Source organism: Mycobacterium sp., assembly GCF_049281135.1.
Classification (GTDB): Bacteria; Actinomycetota; Actinomycetes; order Mycobacteriales; family Mycobacteriaceae; genus Mycobacterium.
This window is the reverse complement of the sequence record NZ_JBAPRN010000188.1, coordinates 31,711-52,581: the sequence shown is the minus strand read 5'-3', so window position 1 is coordinate 52,581 and position 20,871 is coordinate 31,711. Positions and strand designations below refer to the sequence as shown.

Genomic DNA, 20,871 nt, shown 5'->3' with positions numbered 1-20,871 from the left:
GCCGTACCACGCACGAAATGGCTGGGAAATCGTTCGTCTGGGGCACACCCGAATCCGTTGCGAGGCAGGTACAACAGTACGTCGACGCGGGAGCCACGTGGGTGAGCGTCTGCGACATCTTGCCGCTGCTCCTCGACCCCGTCGACGCGCAGGCGGGCCTCGCGCGCAACATCGATATCTGCGCCCGGCTTAAGAAGGTACAAAGCCATGACAGATAACGCCTCCGTCGTCAACGACCTGAGCGCATTTCTGATCTCGGGCAGAGTCGTTTCACGACGTCCCGTCGATGCCCGTGACGAGACCGGCGAGCGCACACCGGTCGACGGCATAGAAGACGGAGTATCCGCTGACCGCTTGGGTTTTCGTCGCATCTTCATCTCGGAGCGGTGGAACCTCAAAGAGGTCGCGGTGCTACTGTCCGCGGTGGCCGCGCGCGCACCGCGTGTCGAGTTGGCCACCGGATTGGTCTCGCCGGCGCGTCGTAATGTCCTGCACATGGCCGCCTTCGGTGCCACCATGCATGCGTGCTTCGGCCCCCGGTTCGTGCTGGGGCTGGGTCGCGGCGACCATAGCTACTTGCGTAGCGAAGGCCTGCGAACACAGGGTTTCGATGGGTTGTGCGACTACGTAGGCATTGTTCGCAGGCTCTGGGCCGGCGAGACGGTGACCTACGACGGTCCAGCCGGGCAATTCGACGGCATAAAACTCGGTGACGTATACGAGGGCGATCAACCAAAGGTCTGGTACGGCACGTTCGCCTTACCCAAGGCCGCCACCGCGATCGCCCGCTCCTTCGACGGCGTTCTGCTGCCGCCGGTTCTCACCCCAGCCGCGACAGCGGCAGCGGTGACGCGAATCCAGCAGGCGTGTGAGCGTATCGACCGCGACCCGGCGACCGTGCGGATCTGCCAATGCGTGATAACCGCGCCCGGCCTGTCCGATGACGAGACTCGCGCACTTGCCCACGCGCGAGCCGTCACTTACCTACAGGCGCCCGAGTACGGTGACGCGCTGGTCCGGGCCAATAATTGGAATACCGCGCCGGTCGAAAAGCTGCGTGCGCACAGCCAATTTCAGGGCAATAAGGAGATGGCCGATGTGAGCTACCATCGGGTCCAATTGATGGAGCCGGCGCGGCTGATACCTGATGCGTGGATGGCGGAGACCTGCGCTCTTGGCTCGGTCGACCAATGCGTCACCCAATTGCAGCGCTTCCGCGATGCGGGGGCAGACGAGATCGCCACCTACGGCAGCACGCCCGGGCAGAATGCGGGGTTGATTGAGGCGTGGCGGGGACGCGACCGTGTGGCCCTCGGCGGGCCTTCCCGCTGAGGGCCTGTTGATGCCCGTTGTCTTTCGACGCCGGTCGCCGGTCACGGTGCCGCAGCTGGCCGGGCACCTTCCGGATAGGCACCGTAGATAGTGAGACGAACCATTTCGTCGATGAACGCCTCGACGCTTGGCTGGGGGTGACTTGCGCCCTCAAACATCCAGTCCCCGTGTACCGCGAGCGAAAAGACGAGCCCGAACAACAGCCGCGTCATCACCACAGGGTCAAAGTGGCGGAATCCGCGATATTCGCGCTCACGCTCGATGATCTCCTCTAACCGTTCAAGGAGGGCACCGAGCTGCGGCGTCGAGACGGTGTCGGCGGTCAATGATCCGGTTGCCCGGCCGCCGATCATCTCGTGGATCAATCGCCGATTGGCCGACAAGACGTTGTAGACACCACGGTAGAACTCATACGTCTCCACATAGGAGGTTTTCGCGCCGCGGGGGCGTGTGGCCCAGTCCGCTATGTATTCGGAAACGAAGGTGTTGAACGGAGCCAGCACGGCCTCTTCGAAGAGCTTCGCCTTGGATCCGAAATGCCGGAAGATCATCGGCTCCGTCACCGCGGCAGCGCGTGCGATTTCCCGCGTACTCGTGCCGGCGTAGCCGCGCTCCTCGAACAAGGCGCGAGCCGATTCCAGGAGCAAGCGCCTCCCATCACCGCGCGCCGCTGGCTGGCAGTTGACCGTTGGCTTAGTAGGCACCCCGTCATTTTCGCACGCGGCCGCCACTTACCCGAGGCCCGAATGTCGGCGGTCGCGTATGGGTTCGAAAATGGATGCCCGGCGTCTTCGACTGTTCAGTGCGATGACGAGACGAAGCGGCCGGCTCGGCTCACGCACGCCGAGTCAACTTGGGCGTTGACGTCGCCCTTTCCGGCAGGTAGCCGACCTTTGACAGACACAGTAAGGCTCTGTCATCGACCGTCAGAAAACCGTGGCGGCCTCTGCCGCGCGCAAGGGCAGGGGGTCGGGTTCAGCTCTTTGGGCACGCAGTGCGCGGAAAATCAGCCAGCTCTGGATGGTGATCCATACCGAGAACAGAATCAGCGGCGACCAGAACACGAGCAGCCCGTTCCAGGCAAATGGGCCGCTACGCGGTATGAAGGCGATCGCGCCTGCCTCGAACATGATCGTTATCCACAGCGACATGTAGCCCCACCATCGCGGAAATGGGTTGTTCTTGACCAGTTGGGTGGCCGGGCGCAGCGCGATGACCGTGACGGCGACCCATGCAAAAACATAGAACTGGTCGGTCGTCGTCATCGTCAGCGACGCCAGTTCGTGCATGAGAGTGGTGACCTCGGAGTCCTTGCGCGGCGCGGTGTATGCCGCGACACCCCAGAACATCGGCGGGAGCATCAAAAACAGCGACATCATTGCACCGCTGACCAGCGACAGCGCACTCCAGATCTTCCATCCGCCAGTCTCGACCCGGGCCATCTGAACGGCAAGCACCGCCAAGATCGGCATCATGAACGCGCCTGTCCAGCTGCATAGGACGGCGCCGAGCTTGATCTTGCCTTGGTTGTGCACGTACCACGAGGCCACCTGGTCGGCGCTCCATTTGGGATCCTTCAGCGGAACCTGCTGCAGCAGGAAAAGAAACGCAATGAAATAGACGATGGCGAGGCCGATTCCCCACCACATGATGGCGCGCTGGCTGCGTTCGGAAAACACGCTCCGGCCTTCAGACATGGATTTCCTTTCGGTCGCTGAGGTTGCTCAATTAGCGCCCATTGAGGCGCCAGGTTCCAGTTGCCTGGGTCCCATGGCGACTCTCCTGATCGCGCAACTCTCGTGTGACGCCGGTCTCACCGGATGGCTTACATGATAACGATCGTTCGCATGGTTTCGTCAATAGCGCGAGTCGACTGACCGCAATGCGCTGCGCGGATCCGTGTCATGCGTCGCCTGGGTCATCGAGGCGCAGACGCCCAGCCGTGCAGCCCGTCGATTTGCGGCAAGAGGGGGCAGCCGTTCCCACGGCTCGGGAGTGACCGCCGGAATGGCTACCAGCGCCCCGATGCCATGGAAGCCGCGATGAGGCCCGGCGCGGTCGCCGACTGCCCTCGGGCGACCCCGGACTGACCCGTCCGACATCGATGTGGCCATGATCTACAAGAATCTTCACCCTGGTCGTGCTGATGCAGGTATGAGGTGCGGCTGACACGGTCGCGCTGCGTAGCGGCGCTATTGGTACCGGTATGTGCGAGAGTGATTGTGCGGCTGGCGCATTCGACGCCATGATGCCGTTCCCGCTGCCTATCCCACCAGCACCAACCGAGGGCGTTGCGGTGAGAGCGCCACCGCGTCATCAACAGGGTAGATCCACGTATACGACATCCCTATCGGTGCCTGGAATATCCTGTAACCGTGCCTAGAAAAGTTGCGGCGGTGCCTAACGGCAAGATATCGGCGGACGCCGAGTCCAAGTCCGCCCGCACCCGTGCCCGCATCCTCGATGCGGCTGCGCACGTCTTGAGCTCGAAAGGGTTCGCCGGGACGAGGCTCTCGGATGTCGCCGAATACGCCGAACTTCAAGCGCCGGCGATCTACTACTACTTCGGGTCCCGCGAAGAGCTGATCGAAGAGGTGATGTACTGCGGCATCGCCGATCTGCGCAAGCACGTGCAAGATGCCCTCGATGATCTGCCGCCGGAGACCTCGCCTCTGGAGCGGATCATGGTCGCTGTTGAGGCCCACCTGAGGCATGAATTGGAGATTTCCGACTACGCCACCGCCTCGATCCGCAATTCCGGGCAGATCCCACAGCGCCTCCGCACCCGACAGCTCAAAGAGGAAAGGGCCTACGGGCGGGTGTGGCGCCGGCTGTTCGACAATGCACTGGCCGACGGGCAGATCCGGACCGGCCTCGACCCCCGTTACGCGCAGCTGCTGGTCCTCGGGGCGCTGAACTGGGCAGCCGAATGGCGCGACCCGCGCCACGATTCCGTCGACGGCATCGTCGCTAACGCCCAATCGTTGGTCCGCCACGGGCTGTGCGCGCATAGCGAAACCCGGGCCCGCGGCACCGGGAAAGCGCGCACAGCAGCTCGCAAACGTTGAACGAATGGCCACTGCGGGGCGGGTGGCTTAGCTTTTTATTCTATGTTAAATTCACAGAGTGACTGTGGCTTATATTGTTGACGCCGTTCGCACAGCGGTCGGCAAGCGCGGTGGCGGACTGAGCCACGAGCACCCGGCAGACATGGCCGCCCATGTCATTCGCAGCGTGGTCGATCGGCACGACCTGGATCCTGAGGCAGTAGACGATGTGATTCTCGGCTGCCTGGACAACATCGGTTCTCAGGCCGGGGACATCGCCCGCACGGCGGCGCTTGCAGCCGGCCTGCCTGAGTCGGTGCCGGGCGTTACGGTGGACAGACAGTGTGGATCGGCGCAACAGGCAGTACATTTCGCCGCCCAAGCCGTGATGAGCGGCACCGCGGACCTCATCGTCGCGGGCGGCGTGCAAAAGATGAGTCAGTACCCAATCCTGAGCGCGTTCGCCGCGGGTGAGCCTTTTGGCGCGAGCGATCCGTGGGCTGGATGCCGCGGATGGGAAGCCCGCTATGGCACCCAGGAAATCTCCCAATTCCGCGGCGCGGAGATGATCGCCAGCCAGTGGAAACTCAGCCGCGAAGACAACGAGAACTTCGCGCTGAGCAGCCACCAGCGCGCGGTGGCCGCGATCGCCGAAGGTCGATTCACCCGCGAAATCATCCCTTACGCCGGCGTCGCGCAAGATGAGGGGCCGCGTCCGGACACCTCATTGGAAAAAATGGCCAAGCTGCCGACCCTGGTCGAGGGTGGCGTGTTGACCGCAGCGGTGGCCAGTCAAATCTCCGACGGAGCCGCGGCACTGCTGATCGCATCACAGGACGCGGTCGATCGGTTCCGGTTGACACCGCGAGCGCGGATCCACCACATGTCGGTGCGAGGCGCTGATCCAGTGATCATGCTGACCGCCCCGATCGCGGCCACCCGGCATGCACTCAAGCGGACGGGGTTGTCGATCGACGAGATCGACTTGGTCGAAATCAACGAGGCATTCGCTCCCGTGGTCCTCGCCTGGCTGGCTGAGCTCGACGCCGACCCTGACCGCGTCAACGTCAACGGCGGGGCAATCGCTCTGGGGCACCCGATCGGCTGCACTGGCGCGCGCTTGATGACCTCACTGCTGCACGAACTGGAACGCACTGGCGGCCGTTACGGTCTGCAGACCATGTGCGAGGGCGGCGGCCAGGCCAATGTGACGATCATCGAAAGGCTCTAACCGGTGCGCCGGACGCTGTATAGCCCCGATCACGAGGCATACCGAGAAACGGTTCGGGAGTTCCTGGCTCGCGAAGTGGTTCCGCACCACCCTGACTGGGAGCGTAACCACCGGATCGACCGTGAGGTGTTCATCAGCGCCGCGAAAGCGGGAATATATGCATTAGAGATCGACGAGCGCTACGGCGGTGCCGGTGAACATGACTACCGCTACCGGATGGTGGTCTGCGAGGAGATCGCCAAGGTCAACGCGCTGTCCTTCGGCCTGACTGTCAGCCTGCAGGACGATCTGGTGCTGCACTACCTACTCGATCTCACCACCGAGGATCAGAAACAGCGATGGCTGCCAGGCTTCGCCTCCGGCGAACTGATCGGTGCCCTCGCGATGACCGAACCCGGCACCGGCAGCGATCTCCGAGGGATCCGCACCAGCGCTCGCCGCGACGGCGACAGCTGGATCCTCACTGGCCAGAAGACATTCATTTCGAGTGGCATCATGGCCGACCTCGTCGTGGTCGCCGCGCGGTCCCAGCAGGAAGGCGGCTCACAGGGGTTCAGCTTGTTCGCCGTGGAACGCGACACACCCGGATTCAGGCGCGGACGCCAGCTGGAAAAAATCGGGCTGCCGGCTCAAGACACCGCCGAGTTGTTTTTCGATGACGCGGTGGTTCCCGCCGACAATCTGTTGGGAGAGGAAGGCCGGGGACTGCAATACCTGATGGGTCATCTGCCCCGAGAGCGACTGGGAGTCACTGCCCAGGCCATCGCGACCACACGCGCGATCTTCGACCAGACCGTCCAGTACTGCCAACAGCGCAATGCATTCGGCCGACCGCTAACCGCGCTGCAACACATCCGTTTCCAGCTCGCCGAGATGGCTACCGAGCTCGACATCGCCGAGGCATACGTCGACAAATCGGTTCAGGCGTTCAATGCAGGCGAGCTCTCCCCCGTCGACGCCGCCAAGGGTAAGTGGTACGTCAGCGAGCTGCAACGCCGGCTCATCGATAGCTGCCTACAACTTCACGGAGGGTATGGGTACATGGTCGAGTACCCAGTCGCCCGAGCGTATCTCGATACCCGCGCCCAGACGATCTACGGCGGCACAACGGAGGTCATGAAGGAGCTCATCGGCCGCGAGATCGCCGGCTCAAACCAGACTTCTCAGCGTAATGATTAAGGATCCGGGTCCTTAATCTAATCTATATTAAGATGTGGTAGCGCGCGGACGAGGAGGGCTGCCGGACATGCCGCCGAATATCCTGCCTAGTCCATCGGATTTTCTGCAGGGCAAGCCGGCGGCCCGGACTTTGCCGTGGCGGGTGAATATATCCCCGCCACGGCAAATCACGATCGGAGATAGAAGATCAGGGTTTCGGCCTGTGTCACATCGGTTTTGTGCGGTGTCACTCGACGCGGTTGCAGCCTCGAATGTGGGATAAAAATTATGGCCGCACCCGGGGGCTTGGTCGGTGTACTGGCTAGAATCGGTCAATGAGCAGGCGGACTGATGTGGCTTCTGTGACGGGTCCGGCGTCCGCCGACATCGCGGAGTCCAAATCGGCCCAGACAAGACGGCGGATCTTGGACGCGGCCGCCCAGGTGTTGAGCGCCAAGGGATATGCCGGGCTGCGCCTCACCGACGTCGCGGCACAGGCCGAGCTGCAGGCGCCGGCGATCTACTACTACTACCCGTCGCGCGATGACCTCATCGAGGAGGTGATGTGGGCCGGCATCGCCGACATGCGCTTACATGTCGTCGCAATACTCGACGACTTACCTGGGGACGTCTCTGCGCTGGATCGCCTGCTCGCCGCGGTCAGCGCTCATCTGGGACACGAACTAGAGATATCGGACTACACGACCGCAGCCATCCGCAACGCCGGCCAGGTGCCGCCGCGAATTCGAAAGCGCCAGGTTCTCGAGGAGCAGCGCTACGGCGAAGTGTGGCGGCGACTGATCAACGACATGGCACGATCTGGTGAACTGCGCGCCGATCTGGACTTGTACATGGCGCAGATGCTGGTCTTGGGAGCGCTGAATTGGGCGGTCGAGTGGTGGGATCCTCGGCGCGGCTCTTTGGAAACCGTGGTCGCCAATGCGCAGTCGTTCGTCCGGCATGGATTAGCGGAGCCGACGGTCGGTTAGCGCAGCGAGGATTTTATCCGCCACGAGCTGCGCCGTCTCTGCGCACGCCGTCGTGCCCCCGTTGGCGTATTCCTTGACCGCATCGCCGACATTCCACAGACCGGCGAACGGTGTGTCGTGCGGCAGATCGAAACCCGCCACTGCCCGTTGCGGCGGCCAGCCGTCACGGGTGACCGCAATGCTCAGTATCCGTGCACGATCATCGAACTGGTCGATATTGTCGCGCAGATCCGCCAGCAGGAGCTCGGTTTCGGCGGCCTCGTCGAAGTCACCAATGGAAGGCTTGGGCACCGACGTCCCGACGTAGAGATGCCATCCCTGCGGCGCCATCTCCGGGCAGGTATCGGTGAAATTCGCGATGTAGGCCAGCCGGCGTGACGTGGCGAAGCTGAGCATGCCGGGAACGTCGACGAGGCGGTGGCGGCTCGCGAAGTTCACCGAGATCATTGCGGTCGGGCGGTCGCCCTTCTTGACCAGGTCCTGGTAGTCGGCTGGCACATTCTCCTCGCCGAGAAGCTCGACGGTGGCGGCGGGTCCGACGTCGCTGACCACGACTGACGTTGCGACGCTGACGTTCTCGCCGGCGCGGTTCACTGACACGCCGGTCACCTTGTCGCCGTCGCAGATGATCTTGTTGACCGTTGTGGAAAGCCACACTTCGCCGCCGTGCGACTCGACGACGTCAGCCAGACCACGCCACAGCCCGATGGTGCCTTCGGGGTGAAAACCGAACCGTTTGAACGCGCTCTTGCGAGTGAAGTAGGTAAGGAATACCCGCGCCGGAAGGTCCTCTGAACCTACTGCGAAGATCGAGGCGCACATATTGCGGAATATGCCGTGCACGCGTTCGCTTTTGGTGTATCGGGACACCCATTCGGCGGTACTGATCTGGTCTTCCGGCAGGCCGGAGTCACTGCGCGCGGCTCCGATGCCTGCGACCAACTTGGCCCCTTGGCGGGTGAGCTTGCTCAGTAGAAAACCCCACCCGCCGCCGGTCACGTCGACGTTTTTGCCGCCGATCCGGTACAGCAGCGCTGGCTTGGGTTCGCGGATGTCGAACGGTGCGCCGACCTCCTCACAGGTCTGTTGGGTAATGCCGCCGACCTCGATCACGATGGCGCCCGTATTGACCTTGAAACCGTCGATGTCGTCGGTAGAGGCGCGTCCACCGACCTTGTCGAGGCGTTCCACGACGAGGGTGTGATAGCCGTTGCGGGCCAGCCGGGCGGCGGTGAACAAGCCGCCCGCGCCGGCTCCGATTACAACCGCATCGAATTGCGTTCTGTGCACTCGGGTCTCGCTTTCTAATAGGACCGGGGCAGGCCCAGCGACGTTTGCGCAACGAAGTTGAGCACCATTTCGCGGCTCACCGGCGCGGTGCGCATCAGCCTGGTGACGAACCACAGCTCGGAGAGCCCGTATTCGTGGGACAGTCCGTTGCCGCCATGGATTTGAATCGCCTGGTCGAGCGCCTTCAACGCGGCTTCGGAGGCGGCGTATTTGGCGATGTTCGCGGCTTCACCCGCCGGTTCTCCGGCATCGAAGAGTTCGGCGCTGCGCAGGGTCGCGAGCCGGCCCAGTTCGACCTCGATGTGACATTCGGCGAGCGGGTGAGCAACGCCTTGGTGGGCGCCGATCGGCGTCGACCAGACGCTCCGGTGTCGCGCGTAATCCACGGCCTTACCGATCGCGTAGCGTCCGATGCCACTGGACAGCGCGCCGACCAAGATCCGTTCGGGGTTCAGGCCGTCGAAAACCTGCCGAAGACCGTCGCCGGCGACCCCGATCAGCGCATCTTCGCCAACTGCGACGTCGTCGAGGAACACCGTGAACTGCTTGTCCGGTGACACGATCGACGTGGCAATGGGCGCAAACGTCAATCCCGGGCTGTCGGTTGGAACCGCGAACAAGGACAACCGATTGCGCTCCGCTGTCGAATGATCGGCGTCGCGGGTGACGAGCAGTACCGCGTCGGATTGGTCGACCGCGGAGATGTAGTACTTGGATCCGGAAATCGTCCAGCCGGTTCCGTTGCGTTTCGCGGTTGTTTTGATGTTGTGGCTGTTGGATCCGGCGTCGGGTTCGGTCAGCCCGAACGCCATCTTTCTCGTTCCGTCCGCGATGCGCGGCAGCCATTGCTGCTTCATTTTCTCCGACGCGTGACACGCCAGGATGCTGCCGCAGATGGCCGGCGAGATCACCCAGATCAGCAGCGGCATCCCTTGCGCAGCAAGCTCTTCCACTACAACGACGGCATCAGCCATCCCTCCCCCGCCGCCACCGTAGTCCTCGGGCAGGTGCAGACCCAACAGGCCGGCCGCCCCGAGGTCATTCCACAACTCCCCGATCCCCCCGCCCGTGCGTCCCCGCTCCAGGAAATACTCGGGTCCGTATCTCTTGGCGATTCCGGCGACGCTGTCGCGTATCGCCTTGTGCTCGGGCGAATCGTTGATCAGTCCCATGTCCTACCCTCCGGTGAAGCGGGGTGTGCGCTTCGCTCTGAACGCCGAAAGCGCTTCTGCGGCATCGGCGGTGTCGGCGGTGGCCTTCAGCGCCTCGATTTCTGACTGCAGTTGCGTGGCCAGGTCGTTGTGCCACGCGTCGCGCAAAAGCGCCCGCATCCTGGCGAAAGCTCGGGTGGGCCCCCGCGCCAAGTCGGTCGCCAGCGCCACGGCCCGTGCTCGCAGCTCGTCGGCGGGCACGATCTCATTGATCAGCCCCCACTCCAGGGCCTCGGTCGCCTCGATGGGTGCATTCCGTAGATAAGCGTGGGCCGCACGGCGCGCGCCGATCAGGCGTGGCAGATGCCAGGTCCCGCCGCCGTCTCCCGAAAGGCCAAGTGCTGCAAACGCTGTCACGAATTTCGTGCCTTCGGCCGCTACCACCAGGTCGGCCGCGTAGATATAGCCGAGCCCACCACCGGCGATTGCGCCATGCGCGGCGGCGACGATCGGTGCATCGATGCGGCTGAGCACGCGAAAGGCCTCATGAAATGGCGTGGTCATCCACTCCAGGACTTCGCCAAACGGTGTCGACGCATCCGACGGAAACGAATCAATGTCCCCGCCGACCGAAAATGACGGCCCGTCGCTGCAAATGAGGACGGCGCGAATGGACCGGTCATCGGCGATGCGGCGGGCGACGGCGAGGGATTCGAAGGCCATGCCTGGGTCGATTGCGTTGCGCGCCTCGGGCCGGTTCAGGCACACGGTCGCGAGTCCGTCGACCACGGAATAGTCGATCGTTTCAAACCGAGCCTGATCGTCCAGCGCTTCAACCCATGCGGCGGTGTCGGTCAGCTGATTCAGCGATGTCATCCGACCGTCGTCGGCGAAGCCGATCACATGATGAAATGCCGCTTCGAGCTTCTTGCCGGACCGCCGAGCCTCGCCCCGGTAGTGGCCGATGACCAACAAGCGGCCGTCGTCGAGAGCGTGGAATTCGTCGGGATGAGCCGCGACCAGGTAGTGGCGGCCGAGTTGCCACCACAGCTCACGGCGCATCGCCTCGGGGCCGACGTGCTCACCTCCCGCCCCCAACGGCAGCCCCTCGGTGGCGTGTCCGATGAAATCCGGGTGCAGCAGCTTTCCGAGGGTTTCCCGGTCGCCGTCGGCCAATGCGCGGTAAAGGCTCCGAACGGCAGCGACCTTGGTCTCCCAAGGCGGCGATGCGTCAGGCGACATGGCCGCTGACACCCCCTTTTGCGTTTGCGTCGCAAGAGCAACAGGAACGGCAGTTTTTAATACTCGTTAGGCAAGCATCGGACCTGATCAGAACCTATTCGTCCACACTCTACCAAAATTTTCTAGTACCTGTTAAATTATCTTTGTCGTCGATAGGGGCCCGCAAGATGGACAACGCCGCACGCCTAACCGTCGTAGATGCGCCGAGCGTGAACCGCGTCAAGTGCGCCTGGAATCGAGCCGACCTCGGACGCTGGGAGGAACTGTGACAACGACAACACGAGACACCACGGTGCCGAGTGCGCAGAACACGAGCACCGATTACACAACGCTTCGCCTCGCGTTATTGTCCGTCTGCGTGTACGCGGGCCTAGGTCTGCTGGGCTTCGCGGTGTTCGCCGGCTTTTGGCCACCCCCGGGACAAGACCTCGACGCATCGGCAATCACCCGGTTTTTCCAGACTCACCACACCAGCATCCAAGTGGGGATGGTTCTGATGGTTGTTGGTGCACCCTGCTACTACACCTGGAGTGCTGCCATCTCCAAGGTCATCGGCCGGATGGAAGGCCCGATGGGTGTCCTCTCGACAACAGAGCTTCTCGGTGGCCTGATGACGGCCGTCGCAACCACTGTGCCGGCCGTAGTGTGGCAGACCGCGGCATTCCGCGCCGAAGCCCGCTCGCCCGAGACCGTGCAGTCGTTGTACGACTTCGGATGGCTGTTCTTTGACCTCACCTTCATGTTCTCGCTGTTACAGAGTGTGGCACTGGGTCTCGCCATCCTGCTCGACCGTCGCGCACAGCCCCTTTTTCCGCGGTGGGTCGGCTATATGTGCTTCCTGACCGCAGCAATCTATGTTCCGCTGATCCTGGTGCCGTTTGTCCGCACCGGCCCATTCGCCTGGCACGGGCTGCTCAACTTTTGGGCGGTGTTCGGCCTGTTCTTCGTGCTTGTCGCCATCGTGACGCCCTATGCCTTCCGTGCGCTGCGTCGTCTTGAGCACGAAGACCTGACCTAAGGAGACTGAAGCGCGAACGTCAGCCCGGCCACATGTAGGTCGGCAGGTTCGCCGTCGACGATCCGACAATGCCCAGCCAGTTGAATGGCAGGTGATAGATCAATATCGTTGCCGCGCAGCAGAATCCGATCACCGCCAGGGTGCGAAGCGTCGACCGAAGAGCGGGGCTCCACCGGTCGAATCCGCGCTCGACGGGAGACAGTCCGTGATCGGAGGAAACGGCCTGCAGCCGCATCCAGGTGTAGAGCAGTCCCAGCGCGGCCACGAGGAATGACTCGTACAGCGGGAACTGGAATTGGCTTCCCGCCCACAGCGTCAGCGGACCATAGGTTTGGGCGTAGGCGTAGCCGTGGGTCAATCGGATTGCCAGGTTCTCCACCACGAAGTCGAAAGCGAACTCCCCGACGAAGATGATCGCCAGCAACGACACGTTGGACAGCCGTGGCCAGTGCGATCGCAGCGCGAAATAGGCCGGGCAGCCGACGATGGCCACACCAGCGCAGAAATACACGTACATCGGTGGCCCCCACAGCAATGACTCCGCGTAACGCGATGAGGCCGCCTTATTGTGGAATGGCAGATACGCCGTCCAGACGCCCATGTTGATGTTGTGGGCGTTCCATGCGAACAGATAGGTGTAGCAGTTCAAGAAGGCGTCAGCGACGAAAGCCGCCATCCCGCCGAGGACGAACTTGCCGTCGAGGGTCAAAGCGCCGGTACGACGCCTTGGCAGCACCACATAAGCCCAGACCAAATACGCCAGCAACGCCACGCTGAGTCCCTCGAAGATCCGCAATGCCACCAAATTCCACAGCGGCATCCGATCGGGACCGATCAGTGGAGCCGGGCCGAAATCACCGGAAGCCACCCATCTCACTAGTGCCTGGGCGGCGATCACCAGCCATACCACAGCGATTGCCGCCCACACCGTGACCGCACCCGAGCGGGACGGTTCTGTAGTAGTCGCACCGCCCTGCGGCCCGCTTCTGTGAAGCGTCGATTCGGACACCACGACAATCACCTCTCCTGCTTTGAATGCAGATTAAACCCCTTAGTCGTCGAGGGTCGCAATGACGTCGTGGGGCGCCGCACCAGGCGGCTACCGGGGATCAGTTCAGTTGCGGTAGAACGTCGGAGCCGATGAGTTCGACCATGTCGCGGTATTCGTCAGCGGGTTGGCCACCCATGTCGATGTAGATCAGGTTCGTGTCGCTGGTGAGCACTTCCGACCAGGCTTTGAGCCGTTCGGCCACCTCCGCCGCGCTTCCGACGATCGCGGGTCCCCTGGTGGTGAGGAACCCGAAGTCGAACGGCTTGGTGACGAACGCCGGCGGGTCGGGGTTGACCCGGGGAATCACGGTACTCATCAGCTCGAAGTAGGCCCGGTAACGGGGTTCCCACCGCTCGCGGGCCGCCTGGCTCGTCTTGGCGACGTTGACGTGCCAGCAGGCGCCGACGCGCGGCTCGCGCGGATGCCCGTAGGACGCGAACTTTTCCCGATAGCTCTCGACTACCGGCTTGAACATCTGCGGGTTGCCGAAGGCCGAGGGCAGCATCAAGTCGAGACCCAGGCGCGCCGCCAATTCCGTCGACGATTCCGAGGCGCCGCCGCCGACCCACAGCGGCATCGCGCCGACCGGCACGGGCTGCAGCACGAACTCATTGATCGGGGCGCGATGGCGCGAGCCCGCCCAGTTCACTTCCTTCCCGGCCCACAACTGCGTCAGCAGTTCGACGTTCTGCGCGAACAACTCGTGCGAGTCCTCCAACCGCTGCCCGAAGAGCGTGTAGGTGGACACGAAGAAGTTGCCCCGGCCCACGACGACCTCGCAGCGTCCACCCGACAGGGCGTCGACTGTCGCGTAGTCCTCGGCCACCCGGATCGGGTCCAGGTTCGCGGCCAGCGTCACAGCCGTGGACAGCCGCAGTCTGGACGTGCGTTCCCCGATGGCCGCCAGGATCACCGGCGGCGCCGATGTGGTGTATTCCAGCCCGTGATGCTCGCCGATGTGCACGCCCTCGAAGCCTGCTTCGTCGGCGACGGCGGCTGCCTCGACAATAGCGCGGTGCCGTTCGGCGGCTGTGGGAGCGAGTCCGGTGACTGGATCGGCCACCACGTCACCCAGGGTCATCAGACTCAACTTCATGTCGGCTCCTTACCGTGCCGGATATCAATCTTTGTTAGGTTATCGATGGCCGTGCGGGGCCGGCCATTTCCGCTGCGGGCGTTGTCAATTCACGTTGAAGCCGTGGCGGCGCAGCCAATCATGAACGTGGTCGGCCGCCCGTGACAGATGCGATTGTTGGTCTTGGCCAGTGAAGTAGTGATTGGCTTCCGGCAGGTCCACCCGCTCTTTGTCCTGGTGACCGATCGCATCGAACACCTGTGCCTGATGACTGGTGGGCACGGCGTCGTCGCAGCCGTTGACGACCATGAGCACCGGCACCGAAACCCTCGGTGCGGCATCCCCCGCGTCCACCTGGGCGGTGTCCAGGCCCCATTGCGACAACCAGCTGCGCGTGGTGGTAAACCGCATCAACGCTCCCGGGCTGGTGTTGGCGACCTCGGGGTCGCCCAGATAGCTCCACCGCGGCCGGCGTCCGTTTGGTTCGATGGTGGGATCCAGCCAGCGCGGGTCGGCCATCGTCCCATGGACGACGAACGAGTGCTCAGCGTGCGGCTTACCGGCGTTGCGGAAGTCTTGCAGTTTCTGCTGCGCGTAAGCAGTGATGCGGCGGTTGCGCTCGCGTTGTCGTTCGCGGTAGGCGGCGAGGAAGTCGGCGGAATACGGCGGCTGATTCGGGTTCGCGGGGTCATAGAGATCAAACTCGGCGTCGCGATCGCGGTCCGGCTGCAGCTCGTCGGTGATCGAGGCATCGAGGAACTCGGTCAGCAGCCGGTGACGGCTGCGCGGAGCCGCCAGTTGCATCACCGCGTCGGCAGGCGGTAGCGCGGTTTCGGCTAGCGACGACGGCTCCCCGGCGGCGGTCTGGGTAATCGTGGGCTTCTCGGCCTCGGCCTGGTAACCCATCATCGGCGATCCCCCGCCGCTCCAGCCGGCAAGCACGATGCGCTCATAGCCGAGCCGTTCTCGCGCGTCGCGGACGCAGGCACCGAGGTCGATCAAATGGTTTTCCATTTGCAGCGCCGAGTCGCCAACCGAATACCGGTTGGCGTAGCCGATCACGTGCAGCCCGGTGCGTGCCAGTTCGGAGAACAGCGGGAGGTAGGCAGGCGATCCGATCGGATGAGATGCCACGATCACCGTGTCGGAGTCGCGGTCGCCGCGTAGCAACTGCGCGTAGCGCACCACATGGTCTTCGACGGTGCCGTAGACGTCCTTGCGCACCGAATGTTCTTGCGACACAACCAGGTAGGGGCTGCGCCGGTACTTGCTCCGCGCGACGGCCGGCGTGGTACTAGTCGGCTTTTCGATATTCGAAGTCATCAGCAGCGCATCTCCCGCCAGGGCATCATTTCGGAGTTACCTCCCTCGATCGAATTAGCCAGGTCTGGATCCCGCCGGTCTCCCGTCGAGTATAACCATACGCCGTTTGGTTCTGGGCCGCCCGCGATGCCCGAAAAGTGGGTTACCGGCACCGTCGTCTCAATCGATCACGTCGAAAAGGAGATCCAGCTCCTCTGGGCCGTTGGCGATGCCAGGCGCCCAGTGCACTTCGGCGGCCGGGTCGGCGAAGCGCAGATTTGTCACCCGGTTGAACAGCTCGTCGAAAGCGATCGCAATCTGAATCCGGGCGAAGTGCGAACCCAGACAACGATGGATTCCCAGTCCGAAACCGGCCGAACTACTGCGCCGCCCATCGAAATTCAAGCACGACGCATCCTCGAAGCGAGCCTCATCGCGATTGGCCGAATCGAAGCGAATCAGCAACTGCTGGCCTTGCTTGATCGTCACCCCACCGAGTTCGACATCCCTGGTGGCGGTTCGGCCGAGACAGCCGACGGGCGACTCCAGCCGGATGAATTCATCCATGTCCTGACGAATCCAGGCGGGATCACGTAGCCGTTGTTCGAGTTCGGGCCCTCTGGCTAGGTGGTAGGCGATCGAACCCATCGCCCCCCGGGTGGTGTCGAGACCACCCAGGAACAGGACGGTGACGACGCCGAGTCGTTCCTCGTCCGTCAGCGGCCTGCCCCCCTCCACCGTGCCGGTGGCGATGGCGTTCAACACATCGTCTCGCGCAACCGGGTTCGCCTCGCGCTCGGCGATGTACTGCCCGGCCAGGACGGCGAGTTCGAAAAACGCTTCGTCGGTGACGTCGACCGCCAGCCGGATCACGACTTCGGCCGCATGGTCCATCTTCTTCGGGTCGTCCTCGTTGAACACGACCCTCGACAAGGCATTGCCCACGAACGGACCCGCGAACTCGCGGACGAATTCGAAACGCCCGTTGTCGATGAAGCGGCCGATGAGGTCGGTGGCATTTTTTCGCAGTTCGGGCTCGAACCGCAGCAGGAAGCTGCGGGTGAACAACGGATTGAGGATTTTGCGCAGGTCAACCTGGTAGGGCGGATCGGCATCGAGCGGATTGAGTCGCACCGGCGACGGGCGGGGCGCAACGCCGGCCGACGAGAAGGTCTGCGGATCTTCGAGAACCCGGCGGACGTCGTCGTACCGGGTGACGACATATTGACCGCCGCCTTCGGCATCCGTGTGGGCCACCGGGCAATGTCGCCGTGCGTACGAGAAGACATCCCATTTGGCCTTCTCGTGTTGGGGATCCCACATGTTGTAATGCGGCAGCATCGCCGCGGCCGAGATGTCGGATTCGGCCTGCGCTTTACCCATGACGCATCACGCTAATCCAGCGCTGTTTGGTTAGTCAACGTTTTGGGATGTACAAGGGGATCCGCCACGCGCTACGTTATCGAACAACGATCGGTTAGATACGGCTGTGTGGCGCGGCGACGCCGCTGAACGGGAGGTCCGCATGGGAGCGTTGGACGGCAAGGTCGCCTTCATCAGCGGTGGAGCGCGCGGCCAGGGCCGCTCCCATGCGCTACGGCTTGCCCGAGACGGTGCCGACATCGTCACGTTCGACATCTGCGAGCAGATCGACTCGGTTCCCTACCCGCTGGGAACCGAGGAGGAACTCGCGCAGACCGTCGAAGCTGTCGAGGCGCTGGGCCGTCGGATCGTGGCAGCCAGAGCCGATGTGCGCGACGAGGCTGCGGTCAACAAGGTTGTCGACGAGGGGCTGGCGGAGTTCGGCCGGCTGGACATCGTGATCGCCAACGCCGGCATCATGCCCGTGCTGGGCCCCACATCCACCGTTGTCCAGGCGTGGCACGACTGCATCGACGTCATGCTCACCGGCGTTGTCTACACGATCGAGGCGGCCATCCCCACGCTCGTCGAACAGAACCAGGGCGGCGCCATCGTCATCACCAGTTCGGCGGCCGGCCTGAAGGGAACGACCCGCAGCCTGCGGTCCAAGACGTACGGGATGTTGGGCTATACCGCCGCAAAGCACGGCGTCGTGGGACTGATGAGGGCCTACGCAAATGCACTGGGCAGCTATAACATTCGGGTGAACTCGATTCACCCCACCGGTGCCGACACTCCCATGGTCAACAACGAGTCGTTTTTGGGTGCCGCGCCCGATGTGCCCGAGCTGTTCGAAGCGATGACCAATATCCTTCCCGTGCAGCTCATCCAGGCTGAAGACATCTCCAACGCGGTCGCGTGGTTGGTCTCCGACGAAGCCCGATACATCACCGGCGCGGCGATGCCCGTTGACGCCGGTGCGACCGCACGCTGACGCACCACCCGACGGCAGTGGTTGACCCCCCCGAGAGCGCCCAATCCGTGCGTTGGTGGCAAAAGATCTTCACCCTGCGGGAGATCGCTGCCAACACCTACGAGACCGATCCCATACGCTCGGGTCTGCCACGTCTCTACGGTGGCCAGGTTGGGGCGCAGAGCCTGCTGGCCGCGGCAGCGACGGTCGATACCGACCGTGTCGCGCACTCGTTGCACACCTCGTTCTTGCACCCGGGCGACGACACCCATGCCGTCACCTACGACGTCGACTCGGTGCGTGATTCCCGTTCGATGTCAACGCGTGTCGTTACCGCGCAGCAAAACGGACGAATGCTGGCCACCAGCGTCGCGTCGTTTCACACTGCGCCAAGCCAAGACCGCGCACCCTCGATAGAACATGAATGGCCACCGGCCGACGGTGAACCCACCCAACCGCTGCCCGACCCCGACACACTGCCATCGCGCTTGGCATCGTTGTCAGATCGATACGGTGACGACATTCCGAGCGGAGCCGCCCGACGATGGCCCGTCGACTTGCGGTACGTCGACCAAGTGCCCTGGAACGATTCGGCGGCCCCGCCACGAAACCGGCTCTGGCTGAAAGCTATTGGCTATCCTCGTGAGATCGCGGGCGCCGATGCCGCGGCGCTGGCCTTCGCGACGGACATGCCGATGTTCGAACCCGTGTACTTTCCCACCGGAATAGCGTGGCATGACATGATCGGCCACACGGCCCTGCTCGGGGCTACGCTGAATCATTCGGTTTGGCTGCACCGTCCGGCACGCCTTGATGACTGGCTGCTGCTCGAGCAGATCGCACCCATCGCACACGGATACCGAGCGTTCTGCCGCGGTGAATTACGCTCCCGTTCAGGACAACTCGTGGCGAGCGTAGCCCAGGAGATGGTGTTCGTCGCGCCACGTGCCCGGCTGCCCGATGCACCGGCGGAGCGGACGGTCAAACACCCTGGTGGTTCGACCTGAGTTGCTCGCGGGACAACTTGCCGGTGACGTTACGAGGAAGGTCGTCGACCAAGGCCAGCCGTCTGGGCAGCTTGTAGCGCGCTAGCCGTTGCGCCGCAAAGGTATTCAGTTCGTCGAGGGTGATGGTGACCCCGGGTTCCGCCACCACGACCGCCAAGCCGACCTCACCCCATTCCTCGTCGGCGATGCCGACGATGCCGACGTCACGCACGTCCGGATGCAGCGAGAGCACCTGCTCGATTTCGGCTGGGTAGATATTTTCCCCGCCGGACTTGAACATCTCTTTGACACGGCCAACCGGATAATAGAAGCCGTCCTGGTCGCGGTAGGCCGAATCGCCGGTTCGAAACCAGCCGTCCCCGGTGAAGTAGTCGCCGTTGTCCCGATCCCAATACCCGACGGTGATGCTCGGGCCTCGCAACCAGATTTCACCCGTAACGCCATCCTCGACGTCGCGGCCAGTTGCATCGACCAGCCTTATCTGCGTGTGCAGCGCGGCGCGACCCGTCGACCCCCTCTTGGCATGGTCGAGGTTCGCCGCCTCGTCGTCGAGAGCCGTTGCCATCGGGCCCATCTCGGTCCCGCCGTACTGCGGCTGCAGCGGGAATCCGCGGTCGGCCCACGCCTGGAGGAGTTCCGGCGAGGCGATCGCTCCGGCGATGATCCCGTGGCGTAGGTGCGACAAATCCGCCGCGGCGAAACCGGGAGTCTCGGCCATGCGCTGATAGAGCAACGGAATTGCGGCGATGTGGGTGATTGGCGGGTCGTGGCTGACCAGATGCCGAAGGACGTTTTCAGGGTCGAAGCGGGTCATCGTCGTCACCGCGCCGCCGAAGTAGAGAATCGGATTGGCCATCACGGTCAGGCCGCCCGCGTGGAACAGCGGCATCGGATTGAGTTGGTGGCACCCGGACTGGGAGTATCCGGTGGTGTGGGCGGTGTTGAGGGCCTGCCACACCAAGTTGGCATTGGTGGACAGGGCGCCTTTTGGCCGCCCGGTGGTCCCCGACGTGTACAGAATGTGAGTGGGCTGGTCCATCGAGATCGCGCCCGTTGCGCGCAACGGGGTGGCCGCCGCGATAGCGGACTCGTACTCGGTCTCGTCGTGCGGCCGGTTGAAGGAAAGGCGTTGGGCGATATCGGCTTTCTCGGCAACGGTGACGGCGACCTCTGCCCATTGATCATCGTGGACGATGACGTTGGGCCGGGCGTCCAGGCAGATCTCCTGGATCTCGCTGGCGTGCAACCTCCAATTGAGCGGCACGAACAGTGCGCCAAGTCGCATGCAGGCGAACTGCACCTCGAACACGCGCGGGTCGTTCTCGCTGATCAACGCCACCCGATCGCCGGATCCGACCCCCAAATCGCGCAGCGTGGCGGCGACACCGGCGACCCGGTCTTCCAGTTGTGTCCAGGTTGTTCGCCGCCCGTCCTCGGCGCATCCGAGGGCTAGGGAATCTCCGCGATGCTGCGCGTGGTAGGCCACCCAATCAGTTGCGTGAAACACGAATTGGCGCTCCGATCATCAGGTTCACCTAACGTTGTTCAAGAAATGCTAAACGGTCAGGGTGCATCTCCTCGACCAGTTAGACGCACACCTTCTTGACGTGGGTGCCCGTCACGTGGCACCGTATCACCAGATA

At 63.4% G+C, this 20,871-nt stretch carries 18 protein-coding genes and 1 pseudogene; 9 read left to right on the top strand and 10 right to left on the bottom strand.

The genetic code is table 11. The features are described from left to right. Positions 1-218 (top strand): annotated as a pseudogene (locus WAN02_RS07840) (LLM class flavin-dependent oxidoreductase); the annotation flags it as partial. Further along, positions 208-1,332: a TIGR03857 family LLM class F420-dependent oxidoreductase gene (locus tag WAN02_RS07835; protein WP_422263595.1), complete on the top strand. Its 1,125-nt coding sequence runs from the start codon at positions 208-210 to the stop codon at positions 1,330-1,332. The pseudogene WAN02_RS07840 and the gene WAN02_RS07835, both read left to right, overlap by 11 nt. Before the next feature lie 41 nt (positions 1,333-1,373). Here WAN02_RS07835 and WAN02_RS07830 read toward each other — a convergent pair whose 3' ends face one another. Both WAN02_RS07830 and WAN02_RS07825 read right to left on the bottom strand, forming a co-directional pair. Then, a complete protein-coding gene (locus tag WAN02_RS07830; RefSeq protein WP_422263598.1) occupies positions 1,374-2,036 on the bottom strand; it encodes a helix-turn-helix domain-containing protein in 663 nt (220 codons plus the stop codon). A gap of 222 nt (positions 2,037-2,258) precedes the next feature. Then, positions 2,259-3,029 (bottom strand): hypothetical protein, encoded by a 771-nt coding sequence (locus tag WAN02_RS07825; RefSeq protein WP_422263594.1) that lies wholly within the window; start codon positions 3,027-3,029, stop codon positions 2,259-2,261. Between the two features lie 678 nt (positions 3,030-3,707). On the opposite strand from WAN02_RS07825, the gene WAN02_RS07820 reads away from it, so the two are divergent. From WAN02_RS07820 to WAN02_RS07805, 4 genes are all read left to right on the top strand, one after another. Continuing rightward, positions 3,708-4,400 carry a TetR/AcrR family transcriptional regulator gene (locus WAN02_RS07820; RefSeq protein WP_422263593.1) on the top strand — a complete coding sequence of 231 codons (693 nt, stop codon included), beginning with the start codon at positions 3,708-3,710 and terminating at the stop codon, positions 4,398-4,400. 58 nt (positions 4,401-4,458) lie between these two features. Then, entirely contained in the window at positions 4,459-5,610 is a 1,152-nt protein-coding gene (locus tag WAN02_RS07815; RefSeq protein WP_422263592.1) for an acetyl-CoA C-acetyltransferase, read from the top strand. Positions 5,611-5,613: 3 nt separating this feature from the next. Next, on the top strand, positions 5,614-6,789 hold the full coding sequence (locus tag WAN02_RS07810; RefSeq protein WP_422263591.1) for an acyl-CoA dehydrogenase family protein: 1,176 nt from the start codon (positions 5,614-5,616) through the stop codon (positions 6,787-6,789). Between the two features lie 314 nt (positions 6,790-7,103). Beyond that, positions 7,104-7,757 carry a TetR/AcrR family transcriptional regulator gene (locus tag WAN02_RS07805; RefSeq protein WP_422263590.1) on the top strand — a complete coding sequence of 218 codons (654 nt, stop codon included), beginning with the start codon at positions 7,104-7,106 and terminating at the stop codon, positions 7,755-7,757. Here WAN02_RS07805 and WAN02_RS07800 read toward each other — a convergent pair. From WAN02_RS07800 to WAN02_RS07790, 3 genes are read right to left on the bottom strand one after another with little or no spacing between them, the layout of a single operon-like run. Beyond that, entirely contained in the window at positions 7,734-9,047 is a 1,314-nt protein-coding gene (locus WAN02_RS07800; RefSeq protein WP_422263589.1) for a phytoene desaturase family protein, read from the bottom strand. The genes WAN02_RS07805 and WAN02_RS07800 overlap by 24 nt on opposite strands. 14 nt (positions 9,048-9,061) lie before the next feature. After that, a complete protein-coding gene (locus WAN02_RS07795; protein WP_422263588.1) occupies positions 9,062-10,219 on the bottom strand; it encodes an acyl-CoA dehydrogenase family protein in 1,158 nt (385 codons plus the stop codon). A gap of 3 nt (positions 10,220-10,222) precedes the next feature. Further along, positions 10,223-11,440 carry an enoyl-CoA hydratase-related protein gene (locus WAN02_RS07790; protein WP_422263587.1) on the bottom strand — a complete coding sequence of 406 codons (1,218 nt, stop codon included), beginning with the start codon at positions 11,438-11,440 and terminating at the stop codon, positions 10,223-10,225. Positions 11,441-11,705: 265 nt separating this feature from the next. On the opposite strand from WAN02_RS07790, the gene WAN02_RS07785 reads away from it, so the two are divergent. Then, positions 11,706-12,458 (top strand): hypothetical protein, encoded by a 753-nt coding sequence (locus WAN02_RS07785; RefSeq protein WP_422263586.1) that lies wholly within the window; start codon positions 11,706-11,708, stop codon positions 12,456-12,458. Between the two features lie 19 nt (positions 12,459-12,477). Here WAN02_RS07785 and WAN02_RS07780 read toward each other — a convergent pair whose 3' ends face one another. The 4 genes from WAN02_RS07780 to WAN02_RS07765 all read right to left on the bottom strand — a co-directional run bounded on the left by WAN02_RS07780 (position 12,478) and on the right by WAN02_RS07765 (position 17,269). Next, positions 12,478-13,470, bottom strand: coding sequence for a spirocyclase AveC family protein (locus WAN02_RS07780; RefSeq protein WP_422263585.1), 993 nt, complete (start codon positions 13,468-13,470; stop codon positions 12,478-12,480). Between the two features lie 97 nt (positions 13,471-13,567). Continuing rightward, positions 13,568-14,605, bottom strand: a complete 1,038-nt coding sequence (locus WAN02_RS07775; RefSeq protein WP_422263584.1) for an LLM class flavin-dependent oxidoreductase — start codon at positions 14,603-14,605, stop codon at positions 13,568-13,570. Positions 14,606-14,689: 84 nt separating this feature from the next. Next, positions 14,690-15,907, bottom strand: a complete 1,218-nt coding sequence (locus WAN02_RS07770) for an alpha/beta hydrolase (protein WP_422263583.1) — start codon at positions 15,905-15,907, stop codon at positions 14,690-14,692. Between the two features lie 159 nt (positions 15,908-16,066). Then, positions 16,067-17,269, bottom strand: coding sequence for a cytochrome P450 (locus WAN02_RS07765; protein WP_422263582.1), 1,203 nt, complete (start codon positions 17,267-17,269; stop codon positions 16,067-16,069). Between the two features lie 142 nt (positions 17,270-17,411). Here WAN02_RS07765 and WAN02_RS07760 point away from each other — a divergent pair, with 142 nt between their 5' ends. Together WAN02_RS07760 and WAN02_RS07755 are read left to right on the top strand one after the other, a co-directional pair. After that, positions 17,412-18,242, top strand: a complete 831-nt coding sequence (locus tag WAN02_RS07760; protein ID WP_422263581.1) for a mycofactocin-coupled SDR family oxidoreductase — start codon at positions 17,412-17,414, stop codon at positions 18,240-18,242. Positions 18,243-18,259: 17 nt separating this feature from the next. Further along, entirely contained in the window at positions 18,260-19,228 is a 969-nt protein-coding gene (locus WAN02_RS07755) for an acyl-CoA thioesterase (RefSeq protein ID WP_422263580.1), read from the top strand. On the opposite strand, the gene WAN02_RS07750 is transcribed toward WAN02_RS07755, so the two are convergent. Further along, positions 19,203-20,735, bottom strand: a complete 1,533-nt coding sequence (locus WAN02_RS07750; RefSeq protein WP_422263579.1) for an AMP-binding protein — start codon at positions 20,733-20,735, stop codon at positions 19,203-19,205. The genes WAN02_RS07755 and WAN02_RS07750 overlap by 26 nt on opposite strands. Between the last annotated feature and the right edge of the window lie 136 nt (positions 20,736-20,871).